Here is a 13,803-nt window from a genome sequence, read left to right on the forward strand (position 1 = left end):
TAGAGTCTAGACTAAATCTGGAGGTCTTTTATGAACTACGAATGTGTTCAGGGTGATATCACCCAACAAGATGATATTGATGCTATTGTCAATGCCGCCAACGCGCAGCTGAAAAGCGGTGGCGGCGTGGCCGGCGCGATTCATCGCGCGGCCGGTGAGCAGCTTGAGCAAGCGACCCGCTCGCTGGCGCCGATCGAGCCAGGCGAGGCAGTCATTACCAAGGCTTTTGACTTGCCTAACCGCTACGTTATCCATTGCCTCGGACCCGTTTATGGTGAGGACGAACCCAGCGATGAGCTGCTGGCAGACTGTTATCGCAATGCACTGAATGTCGCCGACGAACATGAGCTCGCATCAATTGCCTTTCCGGCATTATCCACCGGTGCCTTCGGCTATCCGTTCGCCGACGCCACCAGGGTTGCCCTGCAGACCGTGAAAGCGCACAGCTCTAAGCTCAAACACGTCGAAACAATACGTTTTGTTTTATTCAGCGACAGTGATTACGAGCACTACCAAAAAGCGCTCAGCGAACACGAGCTAATCTGACGCTTTTAGCGTTGCCAGGCAGGCTGCCAGATGCTCGCGCCAAAACGCCACTGGTTGCGCTAAGGCGTTGCGACCAACACTGATCTCACATACGCTTCGACCTTTCGCGTCGGTGTCTCGCGGCTTTGCCAGTACCAGCACATTGTGTTGACCGGCGTATCTGGTAATGGCGTCCGTCAGATGTTCCGGCCCATGCGCAATATGCAAGTGAAACATGGCGGCTTGCGGTGTGGTCGGAACTAGCTCAACACCTGGCAAGTCAGCCAGCGCCAGCCCTAACTCGCGCGCGTAAACAACTGCCGCGTCCATGCTCGCAAGGTTGTCATCCAGTCCTTGCTCGGCCGCCAGCAGATACGGATAAAATGAAATCAAGTTGCCACCAGCGCGGCGGTTCCAGATTCTTGCCTTGGCGATAAAGTCAGACTCGCCTGCCAATACCGCGCCCGCAATGCCTGCCATATCTTTGTACAGGCTTACATAAACCGAGTCGGCCAATGCGCTGATCTCGGCCAGACTGCGCTGGTAATAGGCCGGACAGTGCCACAGTCGGGCACCATCAAAATGAACGGCGATACCTCGCTCCCGCGCCCAGGCCACCTGTGCTTTTAAGTCATCCCATGACGGCAACTGCCCGCCGATTTCACGCATTGGCAGCTCCAGCAGTAGCGCGCCGAGCGCGTCAGCATTCACGTTGCGCAAGTCCGCGTGGCTAAGTACCCGGTCACGAACACCTAGTAACTGCCCTTTTAGCTGCCACAGTTGCTCATAGCCGTCATGCTCGTGCAATACCAGATGCGACGTCGGGTGTAACCCAACCCCCCACTTCTCTCGTTGATCACAGTGAATGCGTAATGCCATCGGCTGAGCCAGGGTTCCACTGGGCAAAAACAGCGCGGCCGGCTTGCCCAATAAGGTGGCCATGCGCTGCTCAAAGCGCTCAATCAGGTCACCTTTGCCGTACACGTCGGGAGCCGTCTCCTGCTCCGCGCGCGTGGCTAGCAGGCGTAAAGTTTCGGCCATGGTTCGTTGCGGGTGGCGCAGAATTGACCAGCGTGCGTTGCGAGCCGCCCTCTGATAAGCGCTATCTGAATTCGTTGTCATTGCAGTACCCTGTGAAAAGGCGATGGATTCGGTGTTCAACTCATTTGCATTAGTTCGAGCTAATACTATATTTAAGAGTGTCGTATCTATATCTCTCTGACACATAAGGAGGAAATATGTTACGCACTACTTTACTCGCATCAAGTATTATTTTTGCGCTGTCTGGCGCAGCACAAGCGCAAGACGTTAAGTCAATGCCAGACGAAACCTGGGTGTCGATGAGTGGTGAAGTTGCCTCAACTACACCAACCTCATTTATTCTCGATTACGGGAAAGGCCTGATTACCGTCGAAATCGGTAGCTGGCGATGGTTCCAACTCGAAGGACATGCCCTCCTTCCTGGTGATGATGTCACCGTTTACGGCGAAATTGATGATGACTTCGCCGAACGCGCCACGCTCGACGCAACAAGCGTCTATGTCGATAGCCTGGACAGTTACTTTTATGCCGGCACGATCGATGAGGCAAGTGACGAAATAAAAGCTGATTTCGACGTTCTCGCCATGGATACCCTAAGCCCGGTCGATGTCAACGGCACCGTGACCGAGGTGCGCGAGGCAGAACGTGAATTTGTCATCGACAGCGGCATGCAAGCGGTCACTGTCGACACTTCAGATATGTCGGCGAATTTACTCGACGACGAAGGCTTCCAGCAAATTGAAGTTGGCGACTATGTCTCCGTTGCCGGTGAATGGAGTAGCGAGATTGTCGGCTCCCTTGAAATAAAGGCCGATCGCATTGTGTCGGCTGAGGTTTATTAACATCCTATTTTTGGGACTGATGATTTAGCTACGATGATGCAGCTACGATGATTCAGCTACAAGGGGGAGCTCATGCTCCCCTTTTTCATGAAATTGCGCCAGTGCCGCTGGCAACGTAAACTCAGTAGGCACCTACAGATAATTTAAGGTTCAGATATGGCAGCTTTTGGTAGTGTTTTTATGCCGCAGATGGCACTCAGTGAGTTCAGCGGAACCCGCTGGAGTGAACCCGAAATGGTCACCACCGATGCGATCACGTTACATCCCGGCGCGCATGTCTTACATTATGCAAGCACCTGCTTTGAAGGACTTAAAGCATTTCGTCATGACGACGGCTCAATCAATATTTTTCGTATGGACGCGAATATCGCACGCATGCTGCAGAGCAGCCGCTTGCTGGAACTACCGCCTTTTGCGCCTGAGTTGTTACAGGAAATGATTTTACGCACAGTGCGCCTTTTTGCCGACGAAGTGCCACAGCCACCAGGCTCAATGTATATTCGCCCGACACATATTGGTACTGAAGCCGCTATCGGAAAAGCAGCCTCGCCAAGTCTGACCTCCATGCTTTATATTTTATTGTCGCCCGTGGGCGACTACTTTGAAGGTGGTGTGCGCCCGTTGCGACTGCTTTTAGAGGAGCATGGTGCACGCTGTGCGCCACACATGGGCATGGTGAAAAGCGGTGGTAACTATGCCAGCGCATTGCAACCCATTCTGAACGCCCGCAAATCAGTGCAGGCCGATCAGGTATTGTTTTGTCCAAATGGCGACGTGCAGGAAACCGGCGCGGCTAATTTCTTACTCATTGATGGTGACGAGATTATCACCAAAGCCCTGGATAGCTCGTTTTTGCACGGCATTACACGCAGCTCTATTCTTACCCTGGCGCGTGATATGGGTATGACCGTCAGTGAACGCGATCTTACCGTGGACGAGTTGCTTGAGCGGGCCGCGAAACCTACGGCCGAGGCCGCGCTTTCTGGCACTGCCGCAGTACTGACTCCGGTGGGTACACTTATCCATAACGGCAAAGAGCACCGCGTAGGCCAAGGCGAACAAGGCCCGGTGACGGAGCGACTACGCAGTGCACTAAACGCCGTCCAGTGGGGCCGGGAAGCAGACCGTCACGGCTGGTTAACGCGCATTTAACTGCTAAAAATCAAACAGCTCGCCGAGTAGGCTCTTTTTCTTATATTTCTTATGCCCGTAGCCAGAGCCATAGCCCTGACTTCGCACTTGCTCGCTCTGAGGGGGCTGCTGCACAGGCTGCTGAGGCACAGTTCGCTCAATGATTTTATCGAGCTCACCGCGGTCCAGCCAGACACCACGACAACTCGGACAATAATCAATTTCGATGCCTTGGCGATCTGCCATAACCAAGCTTTCATCTTTACACACCGGACATTTCATAACCTAGTATCCTCTTTTGTCAGACAAAGTTCTGTCGCTTTACTTTAGTATAAACTCGCTACTAACTCTCGCTTTCATCAAGAGAAATTAAAAAGAGGCGGAAAGATGAGCACCACCACCGCTGCCCAAAGCGCGTAAACCGGCACGTAACCAGTCTGCCAGCGTTCCAGCGCATAAAAGCCACGTTTATGCGTCACAAACTGATAGTAAAACCAGGCGTAGCCGCTAAGACTGACGAATAAAATGAGGTTTTCACCCAACGCCGCCACCCGGTTGGGGCTTAAGCCCATACTCAAAATGCGATCAGATATTGCCACCAATGCGACCAGGTCGACTATCAGAGCGACAATGATGAGTGCCAGTTGTAAGTAGTCAAACACGCCTACCGGCATTACGGTATCGCGCGAAGATACCGAGTAAAGCACTAGCCCCAGCACCAGAACCAACATCAGATCTAACAGAATCAGTGCCTCACGTTGCACCGCGAACGTCTGCGCACCGAACAGCATAGTCAGCAGGTAAACCATTAAGATAAAGGCGACCAGCGGTGTGAAAATACGTGCCAGCACGGGCGCAATGTTCTCAATCGCACTTTGTTTGGCTTCCACCAGAAACGCCGCGACCACAACTGCGCCCGCCGCACCGCAGGGGATCATCCAGGCTTGCGCTAACCATTCCACGTCATAGCCGATAAAAGCATAAAGCCCCAGGGTAAGACCGGTTAAGGCTGCGCCGCCTAGCGCGATCAACACGTAGTAGATAGCGAACTCACCGGAAAAACGAATGAAGTCCATACGCCGGCTTAGTGAGCGCCAATAGTCGCCGGTGTAAAGCACACCGACAATAAACCACAGCACCAGTGGCAGATGGAGCACGGCTAACACGCCAGTATCACTTTCCGGCACAAGCGGATAGAGATTCAGTAGCAGGCTCACAACCAGCACCGTACCCAGCACCAGCGTCACGCCATAGCCACCTAATTCACGCTTCCAGACCCAGTAAATACCAATAAACGGAAAGGCGAACAGGGTCAGATTGCGCGCATAGAACCAGCCATCACTATCGTCAGTAAGTGACCAGCCGCCGAGCTCGGGTAGTTTCACCATGAGCGCGGCCGCCAGCGCCAGCAGCATTACCATCAGCAGCTCACGATACCCCAGCCAACCAGTACCTGAGCTACCGCTGGCGTCGCTGAACACCAGATGCCGCCACAGACGCTGTGAATGCACTTCGGCGTATTCGCGCGAAACATCGTGCAAACGCCCTAACCGTTTGGTCGCAATTAAAAATGCTTCATCTTGCTGCAATCCACTTTGTGTCAGCGCATCAATGTGATCGCGCAAATGCGACTCCAACTCGTCATGATCGTCGCTATCAAACGCGGCGTGCTTCGCCAAAAAGGCCCGCCACTCAGCAATACGGGCATCCATGTCAAACGAACTGGTAGTCATTTCGATCTCCCCATACCTGACGCAGCGCCTGCGTGATCACCTGCCACTGCTGTTGCTGTTGTTGCAGGGCCTTTTGGCCTTGCTCGGTAATGCGATAGTATTTGCGCTTGCGCTTAGTTTCTTCGGCAACGCGCCAGCGCGAACTTAATAACTGCTGCTGCTCGAGGCGATGCAATAACGGATAAAGCATGCCGTCGGTCCATTCCAGTTGCCCGTTTGACAGTTCGGCAACGCGCTTGACGATTTCATAGCCGTAAGTTTCACCCTCGGCAATGACGCTTAACACCAGCGGCGTCGACGATGCCGCCATTAAATCTTTGGATAAATTCATTCCTACCCCTCATACCTAGCACCATTAGGTATAAGTTATATACCTAGTAGTTCTAGGTAGTCAAGGGACTTTAATCTTAGCTACACTAAGAACTCACTGAAGGAGCCCATGGTTATGCCTTTCGTTATTCAGCAACTTAACTGGCATAAGCGCCGCAAACCCGGTGCCGAGCCGCAGCCGATACACGTTGAAATTGATAATTTTAAAAAAGAGAAAAACCATTTCTGCGCCGTCAGAGTGCTTTTTGACAATGGTGAAGAAGCGGTTTTACAAGGTCGCGTGACCCAAAACCCGGTCACCGGCGAGTGGGCGGTAAATGGCATTAATGCCAAAGGACAAAGCGTTTCGGCGCGCTACGAGGAACCATGATTAACATTGCTACCTGCCCGCTGTGCCATGCTGCCGCGGGTCATTTTGTTGCCGACACGCGGCGCGACTACTATCAGTGCAGCCAATGTGAGCTTGTATTTGCCGACCCCACCGGCCACCTGGAAGCCGATGCCGAGCGCGCTGTATATGATTTGCATGAGAATTTGCCGGACGATGCCGGTTATCGTAACTTTCTGGAGCAGCTAACCGTCCCTTTACTTGCCCGCCTGACACCTGGCATGCAAGGGCTGGATTTTGGCTGCGGTCCTGGTCCCACTTTGCATCTGATGCTCGAAGAACGCGGCATGAACATGCAGCTGTACGACATCTTCTACCAGCCAAACAAACAGCAGCTTCAACGCCAGTACGACTTTGTGACCAGTACCGAGGTTGTTGAGCACTTTTATCAACCAGCGGCTACCTGGCGGCAACTGGTTGACTTAGTAAAGCCTGGCGGCACGTTGGCGATTATGACCTCGCTGTTCACGCGCCAAACACCGGCTGCTTTTTTGGCCTGGCAATATAAAAATGATCCGACCCATGTGAGTTTTTATACGCCATGGACGATGAAATGGCTGGCGCAGGAATACGCGCTGAACTGTGACATTTTAAGCCAGCGCGTTATTTTCTTTCAGCGATTGCCTGTTCACAGTCATAGCTAGCCTGCAGGCGCTGCTGCAGGTCTTCACAGAGGCGCAAGGCACCAGCTTTATCACCAGTTTGCTGAAGTACCACCGCCAAACCCAGCGTCGCCTGTTCATGTAAGGGTGCGAACGTTAATACTCGGCGGTACCAGCTTTCAGCCTGCTGCAAGTCCTGCCGCTGCAGGTACTTGTCGCCGAGCAAGTTGCCAACTTCGGCGTACCACGGGCGGATCTGCACCTCGTGCTCCGTATAACGCGCCGACATTGCCGTAAATGCCCGCTGATAGGCGTCAAGTGCAAGCTCGGTCGCCCCCAAAGCCTCGTGCAATTCGGCTTTATTTAACCAGACCTGCCAGGCGTTCTCGTCAGCCTGCAAGGCACGCTCGTACACTATGATAGCCTCGGCATAATTGCCTTGTGCCGACAAAACAAAACCCAGCGCCTTTAGTGTCGCTGCATTTTCAGGTGCCAGTGAGACAGCCTTTTCAGCCAACACCCGCGCCCGTTGTAATTGCTGCTGCTTCTCAGCGCTTGCCAATTCGCCGGAGCTGACCCGCTGTGTCAGCGTCACCTGCCCGCCCGGCTCAGCATCTGACCAACGTACCACCCGCTGCACCAAAGAGTTAGCCAACCCAGCATACGCGATCGCGGCATCTGGAGTGAGCTCAATCTGTTGTTCATAAAGTGCAATTGCCATCTCGTTATCAGCGAGGCGCATCTGGTGATAATAATCGTCAGCACGTGCCAGTAAATCGGCAGTCGGCTCCGGCTGCGAATTCTCGGGTGTCCACCACCAGAACAAGCTCAGCAGGGCCACCGCCGTTAGTGCGGCGATGCCGAAAAAAAGTACGTGCCTCGAACCTGTTTGACGTTGCCCGACATCTGCTGGTGGTGGCTGCACTGAGTTGACTGTGGCAAGCAATCGGTAACCGCGCTTCGGCAGGGTTTCGATAAGGTTTGGAGCACGCGGGTCATCACCTAAGCTGGCGCGCAACCGCGACAAGGTACGCGCCAGCGTATCATCGCTGGCGTAACTATCGGGCCAGACCGAGGCAATGATCTCTTCTTTGCTCACCAATTGCCCCTGGCGTGCCACGAGTAAAGCCAGCAACTGACATGATTTCGGCTCAAGACGTACCGCCGTCGTCTCCGAAAGCTTGTCGTTAGTCTCCACTGGCGTACAGATGCCGCTGTTAAAATCGACTCGCCAAGGTCCTATCTGCTGAATACCCAACTCTGTTTCATCCATACTTCAACCACTTACGCTTTGTCAGGAATTTGTCAGAACAATCATTTAAGATTGTCAGGACAATTCGCATAGTACTTTTTAGGATTCGGCTCGATGTTATTTCACGGAGCTATTGAAATGTCTTTTAACACTCTTTTTGCGAGCCTGCTCTTACTGGTTAGTCTAAATTGTAGCTATGCCCAGCAGTCGACAACCACCTTCACTCCTGCGCAACTGCGCGAGGATTTCTCACAACTTTACCAGAATCTGCAAAGCGGCAGTTATGATCTTTTTGCTCATTATCCACAAGTCCACTACGACAGGGACTATCAAAACTTCCTCGCCGCCCTGGAGCAACCACTGACAAAGCTTGAGGCGCAGAAATTATTCATGCGTTTCGTCGCGCTGGCCCGCATTGCGCATACGCGTATCGATTTTCCGGTAGCAGATTATCGCAGCTTCCTTGAAAACAGTGGCAAGACACTGCCCTTCGACCTCAGAATTCACACCGAGGGCGTTTTTATTTATGAGGGTGAGCAAGCGGTTTACCGGATGACCCTGCGGGACGCGCAAAGCCAAGAGATCTACACTGTTACCCAACCTACATTAGCACAGAAAGATCAGCTGCAGAGCGTTACGGATGCCAGCACCGCAGAGCGTAAACTACGCGACTATGAAGTCCGCGCTGACGGCATCGGCTATTTGAAACCTGGACCGTTTTACAATATCTACGCCAGCTCTGACGCCGAGGTTTGGGACACGACTGAGTTTCACAGTTTCATTGACGAGGCATTCACCGCATTAAAGCAAGCTGAAGTTACCCGCGTGCTTATCGATTTACGTGGCAACCCTGGTGGAACCAACAGTTTTAGCGACCATATGCTGGCCTGGATTGCAGATCAGCCATTTAAGTTTGCTTCCGACTTTCGCGTGAAAGTCTCGCCTTTAGCTCGGCAGGCCAATCAACAACGCCTACAGGGCAACCCGACAGCGGGTGATACCTCATTACAGCTGGAAGACTTTTACGCCCGGCACCAGGAGGGTGATATTATCTCGTTTCCATTAGCTGACACCCCACCCCATGGCGCGACGAAGTCAATGGCCGGAACCGAAGTTTTTATACTCGTTGACCGTTACTCATTCAGTAATGCCGTGTCAGTCGCTAGTATTGCTCAGGACTACGGCTTTGCCACCGTCATTGGCGAAAAAACGGCAGATTTGGCAACAACTTATGCTGCCATGGAGCACTTTACCTTGCGCCACACAGGCATTGAGGTGGGCTTTCCTAAAGCGCACATCATTCGTCCGAATGGTGATCTGAAAGCTGATGGCGTAACACCCGATATTTCGTTTTCATTCGGCACCGCCAAAAACGGTGCCAAAACCGAGCTGGAGCGTGTGATCGATCTTATCCAGCAAGAGACGCTTAATCATTAGTGTTTATAGCTAAGCATGAACCAAGCCTTATTAGTGTCGACAGCCAGGCTGTCGGCCTGATAGCTGGCCAGTTTCAGTAATAATGAGAGTTGGTGGCTAAAGACATACTGAGCTGTCAGATCCAATTCATCGCCGTAGTCATGCGCGCCGTGGTCGGCACGAAAATCGTGATACGCCAGGCGCCACTTCCACTTATGGTGTTGACCCTTTAGCGCCAGCCAATCGTCGCGTAGACCGTCAGCTGGTGTGTTCAGAAAAATATCGGCAAAACCGTTAAATGCATGCAAAGTCGCCAGCGGTGTCTGCAAGGCTGAGTCACCGTTGCCCGCCAGACGCTCCTGACCCACAGTCAAGGTTGCCGGACCGAAATCCCAATCGATGCTGAGGCGATGGTAGCTATGCGTAAAATTCTGCGTATTTTGATGGGCGTCATCTTGCCGGGCTAAAGTCATCTGGGCCTTCAAGGCCCATGGCGCGGCAAAGGCCAGGCTGTAATCAATTCCGTAAGTACGGCTGCTGCGCTCCTGCCAATCACTGAACTCGAAGTCATAATAAAATGCAGCAGCCTGATGACCGGCCGCGGGCTGCAAGGTAAATAAGGAGGTGTAGAAATTGCCTTTATGATCGGCGCTGCTCCCGTCTGGACCGAAGATACGATTGACATTGTGAAAGTAGCCTACATCGAGCGAGCTGATATTGCTCAGAGCGTGCTGGTACCGGTAGCCGTCAAAAGTTTGCTCGTTCTGACGCCAGCCTACACCACCTAAAAAGCGCTGGTTCAAATAATTCACGCGCTGACGCCCGGCGGTTATGCTGCTTTGCTGGCTAAAGCGGTAACTCAAAAACGCCTGATTGACATCAGTTCCCTCAGGATCGGCAACAACGCTGTAGTCATTATGACCGTTTACTGTGCTGTTAAAACGCTGGCCACCGATGTTGCTCACGTTATCGATCTCCACCAGCGCACTCAGGCCTGACATTGGCGCTACCTGAAACAGGCGCGCGATATCAGTATTAACGGTCATGCGACTACGCAGAGTAGAAGCAAGCGCCCTCTGAAGCGGATTTTCCTGATCGACGTACTCAAGGCGGTATCGGAAATCAAAAGCTACTTCCGTCGCTTGCGGCTCGCTGGCATAAGCTCCAAAAAAGGGTGCGGCGGCAAACCAGGTCAACAGGGTGACAGTAGTTTTCAAACTGGCAGAAGACATTAGCAGAGCTCCATCAATAGTGATGGAGCTTAGTTTACGGCCTGTGTCGGCAAAGAGAATTCCAATGAGGGGTTACCCCAAAGCAGGTACTTAGCGACTCTCGGCCGTGGCTTCGCGGGCTGAGTAGACCGAACTGTCACCGCTGGCTAAGCGCGACAGACGCAGCGTTCGTGCTTCCAGGCCACTGACGTAAGCGTCGAACTGTGCCAATAGCTCCCCGTCCAGACGTACAGTGGATAACTTTTTGAGCGCCAATGGATTGACGCTCTTGCCGTGTTGATAGACTTCGTAGTGAAGATGACGCGCTTGCGATAACCCGGTATTACCCAAAAAGCCAATGATCTGACCCTGGGCGACCTTTACCCCTGGTTGAATGCCGGGCGCGAACCCTTTCAAATGCGCATACAGGGTCTCATAGCCGTCATCATGCTGCAGCACTACGGCATTACCGTACGAGCCGTACCAATCCGCCCGTTTTACCGTGGCGTTGCCTGCGGCCATAATCGGAGTGCCGGCCGGCGCACTAAAGTCGATACCTTTATGCATGCGGGTATAACCAAGCAGCGGGTGCTTACGCTGACCATAATGGGAAGATAAGCGCGCCCCGTTGAGCGGTGTCTTTAACAGAAAGCTCTCTGCCAGACGTCCATCCTCGAGGTAAAAAGAATCGGCAAATCGGTACAGGCGCAGGTCATCCTCTGAGTTTTTAAAGCGCAGATAGGTTGGTTGCAGTGGCGTTTGCTGATGGGCAAATAAGGCTTCATCAGCGGTTACCAATGTGCGTTCAAATACCACCTCAAAGCGGTTGCCCTCATAGACCTGGCGTTGAAAATCGATAAAGTGCGACAGCGCCAGCAACGCACTGTTAATCACGTCACCGGGTACACCCGCGTTGGCAGCGTCGCCGTAAAGGCTGTGGCTGATGGTTACCGCATGCTCTGCAATTTCAGTACGAGTGGGAACATAGCTTTTCGTGACGCGCCAGGTGTCGCCCTCAAGCGTGGCATCAACGCGCTCAGCATACTCACCGGCCAGGCTGATTTGCTTTTGCCCGTCCACCTGATCAAGTGCGAGTACACTTCCGGCTTGCAGCTTATTCAGCGGCACGACGCTTTTTAACGCCAAGGCTAAGGTTGCGATTTCACGGGAGCTAAAGCCCTGACGGGAAAGTAGCGCCGATACCGTCTGTCCACGTTTTAAGGTGATCAGCTGTGCCGCCTCAGACAGCGGCCGAAACGGCTGCTCAGCAGTTGCTTCGGTAGTCTCAGGTCGTAATTTGGGTACCAGCTCACTGGCCAACTGCGTTGGCGCGCTCTTTTGCGGCTTGGCCTCCACCCGTTCTGGTTTTTCGCTGGTCGACGGCGTTGCTTGCTCGGCCGGCTCGGTAGCGGGCACTGCGGTTTGCTCACTGCAACCTTGTTGCAGCAGTGCTGCCACACAGATCAGCGCCCATAGCGTATACTTCATTCGATATCCTGACTGGCATTCGTTAAGCGCCATTCTACCGAAAAAAGTCAGGCTGGCAAAAGTAGGGTTTACCTGAGTTTAACTTTTGTCTACTTTTTGCTCTGCTGTCGATTCCTCTTCTTGCTCTACTTCGCGTGCCGTACTGTAGCTGTAATCAGGACGCCCGGTTTCATTGTCGAGCTCGGCACCGGCACAGGGAGGTTGCGGACCCAGCTCTTCATGCGTGTCCCAGTTGCTTTGTTTTTTCTCACCCACGTTGGTTCCTCCATTACAAAAATGTACTTTATTTAAACGGCAAAACCCCTAATTTGGATCTAGATTAAGCAATAGGATGATCGTGTCAGCAGCGCATGCGTATCTGTAACAAACGGTATAAGGAGAGTTTAGGATGCGTAACTTGACCCGGCCATTTCAATTTCTCTTTTTTCTTTTTGTTTTTACAGGTAGCGCTATGGCAACTGAACAACCCGAATATGAAGTTCTTAAGCAACAGGACGACTTCGAGCTGCGTCGGTATGCGCCCATGATTGTCGCCGAAGTAACGGTCAGTGGTTCTATGGAGCAGGCTTCAAGCCGTGGCTTTCGGGTATTAGCCGATTATATTTTTGGCAATAATCGTGTCGACGGCGCCACCAACACCGAAATAGCCATGACAGCCCCGGTCACCATGGCGCCACGCTCGGAAACGATCGATATGACCACGGCGACCACCATGGAAGCAGATGACGGGCGCTGGCGGGTGCAGTTTGTCATGCCAAGCGAATACTCCATGGCAACGCTGCCAAAGCCCAATAACCCAGATATTGAAATCTTAGACTATGATGAACGTTATTATGCGGTCGTGCGATTCTCCGGGCTTGCCGGTAGTAAGAAAGTAGCCAGCAAAACTGCTGAGCTTCGCACCTGGATGGAACAACAGGGCCTTGAGCCACGAGGCGTGCCCGAGCTGTCGCGTTACGATCCGCCCTGGACGTTACCCTTTTTTCGCCGTAATGAGGTAAAGTTAATCTACCGCGCTGAGTAACAAGGAAAAATCATGGCCAGACTGCAAGATAAAGTTATCGTCATCACCGGCGCCGCTCGTGGTATCGGTGAGGGGGTGGCGCGCACTTTTCATCAGGAAGGCGCCACTGTTATTCTCACAGATATTCTGACCGATGAAGGTAAAGCGGTGGTCGCAGAGCTTGGCGAGCGCGCGCATTTTTACGAGCTTGATGTCTGCCAGGAAAAGCAGTGGCAGGATCTCATGACCTGGATCGAAGAAAAATTTGGCAACCTAAACGGGCTGGTCAATAACGCTGGCATTACCGGTCTGGAAACCACCTCCAATCCACATGATCCGGAACATGCTTCACTCGAAGACTGGCGTCGCGTGCATGAAGTGAATCTTGATGGCACCTTTTTAGGTTGTAAGTACGCAATTCAACTGATGCGACGTACCAAAAGCGCAGGCAGCATCATTAACATGTCGTCACGCTCGGGTCTGGTCGGCATTCCAGCTGCCGCAGCCTATGCTTCATCGAAAGCCGCCATGCGCAACCACACCAAGTCAGTTGCGCTGTACTGTGCGCAGCAAGAACTGCCTATTCGTTGCAACTCGGTGCATCCGGCCGCAATCATGACACATATCTGGGAGCCCATGCTCGGCACCGGCGAACAGCGGGAGCGCAATATTCAAAAAATTGTCGCGGATTGCCCCATGCATCGGTTCGGCGAAGTCAGCGAAGTTGCGGCGGTTTGTGTTCTGCTCGCCTCTGACGAAGCTAATTACATGAACGCTTCAGAGATTACCATTGACGGAGGTGTGCTGGCTGGCAGCTTCAGTGCGGCGCCCACCGAATAAT

General features: G+C 52.9%; 16 protein-coding genes. 8 read left to right on the plus strand and 8 right to left on the minus strand.

What is annotated here, in order from left to right:
• Positions 1-30: 30 nt before the first annotated feature.
• On the plus strand, positions 31-546 hold the full coding sequence (locus CWI71_RS02555; protein WP_126753688.1) for a macro domain-containing protein: 516 nt from the start codon (positions 31-33) through the stop codon (positions 544-546).
• Here CWI71_RS02555 and CWI71_RS02560 read toward each other — a convergent pair.
• Positions 538-1,647 carry a threonine aldolase family protein gene (locus CWI71_RS02560; RefSeq protein ID WP_126753689.1) on the minus strand — a complete coding sequence of 370 codons (1,110 nt, stop codon included), beginning with the start codon at positions 1,645-1,647 and terminating at the stop codon, positions 538-540. The genes CWI71_RS02555 and CWI71_RS02560 overlap by 9 nt on opposite strands.
• 116 nt (positions 1,648-1,763) lie before the next feature.
• Between CWI71_RS02560 and CWI71_RS02565 the strand changes: the two genes are divergently transcribed.
• Together CWI71_RS02565 and CWI71_RS02570 are read left to right on the plus strand one after the other, a co-directional pair.
• Positions 1,764-2,408, plus strand: a complete 645-nt coding sequence (locus CWI71_RS02565) for a hypothetical protein (protein ID WP_126753690.1) — start codon at positions 1,764-1,766, stop codon at positions 2,406-2,408.
• A gap of 156 nt (positions 2,409-2,564) precedes the next feature.
• Positions 2,565-3,560 (plus strand): branched-chain amino acid aminotransferase, encoded by a 996-nt coding sequence (locus CWI71_RS02570; RefSeq protein WP_126753691.1) that lies wholly within the window; start codon positions 2,565-2,567, stop codon positions 3,558-3,560.
• A 3-nt stretch (positions 3,561-3,563) separates the two neighbouring features.
• Here the strand turns inward: CWI71_RS02570 and CWI71_RS02575 are convergent, their stop codons facing one another.
• From CWI71_RS02575 to CWI71_RS02585, 3 genes are all read right to left on the minus strand, one after another.
• Entirely contained in the window at positions 3,564-3,821 is a 258-nt protein-coding gene (locus CWI71_RS02575; RefSeq protein ID WP_126753692.1) for a TFIIB-type zinc ribbon-containing protein, read from the minus strand.
• A 77-nt stretch (positions 3,822-3,898) separates the two neighbouring features.
• Positions 3,899-5,272, minus strand: coding sequence for a permease prefix domain 1-containing protein (locus CWI71_RS02580; RefSeq protein ID WP_126753693.1), 1,374 nt, complete (start codon positions 5,270-5,272; stop codon positions 3,899-3,901).
• Complete coding sequence (locus tag CWI71_RS02585) at positions 5,253-5,603, minus strand: PadR family transcriptional regulator (RefSeq protein WP_126753694.1); 351 nt, start codon at positions 5,601-5,603, stop codon at positions 5,253-5,255. Before CWI71_RS02585 ends, CWI71_RS02580 begins: the two co-directional genes overlap by 20 nt.
• A gap of 114 nt (positions 5,604-5,717) precedes the next feature.
• Here CWI71_RS02585 and CWI71_RS02590 point away from each other — a divergent pair, with 114 nt between their 5' ends.
• Positions 5,718-5,972, plus strand: a complete 255-nt coding sequence (locus tag CWI71_RS02590) for a hypothetical protein (protein ID WP_126753695.1) — start codon at positions 5,718-5,720, stop codon at positions 5,970-5,972.
• Positions 5,969-6,634 (plus strand): class I SAM-dependent methyltransferase, encoded by a 666-nt coding sequence (locus CWI71_RS02595; protein WP_126753696.1) that lies wholly within the window; start codon positions 5,969-5,971, stop codon positions 6,632-6,634. The genes CWI71_RS02590 and CWI71_RS02595 overlap by 4 nt, the downstream gene beginning before the upstream one ends.
• Here CWI71_RS02595 and CWI71_RS02600 read toward each other — a convergent pair.
• Positions 6,594-7,865 (minus strand): winged helix-turn-helix domain-containing protein, encoded by a 1,272-nt coding sequence (locus tag CWI71_RS02600; RefSeq protein ID WP_126753697.1) that lies wholly within the window; start codon positions 7,863-7,865, stop codon positions 6,594-6,596. The two genes, CWI71_RS02595 and CWI71_RS02600, sit on opposite strands and share 41 nt — an antisense overlap.
• A gap of 117 nt (positions 7,866-7,982) precedes the next feature.
• Between CWI71_RS02600 and CWI71_RS02605 the strand changes: the two genes are divergently transcribed.
• Positions 7,983-9,281, plus strand: a complete 1,299-nt coding sequence (locus tag CWI71_RS02605; protein ID WP_157981033.1) for a S41 family peptidase — start codon at positions 7,983-7,985, stop codon at positions 9,279-9,281.
• Here the strand turns inward: CWI71_RS02605 and CWI71_RS02610 are convergent.
• From CWI71_RS02610 to CWI71_RS12020, 3 genes are all read right to left on the minus strand, one after another.
• On the minus strand, positions 9,278-10,492 hold the full coding sequence (locus CWI71_RS02610; RefSeq protein ID WP_126753699.1) for an alginate export family protein: 1,215 nt from the start codon (positions 10,490-10,492) through the stop codon (positions 9,278-9,280). The genes CWI71_RS02605 and CWI71_RS02610 overlap by 4 nt on opposite strands.
• Before the next feature lie 90 nt (positions 10,493-10,582).
• Entirely contained in the window at positions 10,583-11,959 is a 1,377-nt protein-coding gene (locus CWI71_RS02615) for a peptidoglycan DD-metalloendopeptidase family protein (protein ID WP_157981034.1), read from the minus strand.
• Between the two features lie 78 nt (positions 11,960-12,037).
• Positions 12,038-12,214 (minus strand): hypothetical protein, encoded by a 177-nt coding sequence (locus CWI71_RS12020; protein ID WP_157981035.1) that lies wholly within the window; start codon positions 12,212-12,214, stop codon positions 12,038-12,040.
• Positions 12,215-12,410: 196 nt separating this feature from the next.
• Here CWI71_RS12020 and CWI71_RS02620 point away from each other — a divergent pair, with 196 nt between their 5' ends.
• Entirely contained in the window at positions 12,411-12,983 is a 573-nt protein-coding gene (locus CWI71_RS02620; RefSeq protein WP_241967590.1) for an SOUL family heme-binding protein, read from the plus strand.
• A 12-nt stretch (positions 12,984-12,995) separates the two neighbouring features.
• Entirely contained in the window at positions 12,996-13,802 is an 807-nt protein-coding gene (locus tag CWI71_RS02625) for an SDR family oxidoreductase (RefSeq protein WP_126753702.1), read from the plus strand.
• Position 13,803 lies beyond the last annotated feature (1 nt).

It is taken from the genome of Pseudidiomarina insulisalsae, from assembly GCF_003987065.1.
Classification (GTDB): domain Bacteria; phylum Pseudomonadota; class Gammaproteobacteria; order Enterobacterales; family Alteromonadaceae; genus Pseudidiomarina; species Pseudidiomarina insulisalsae.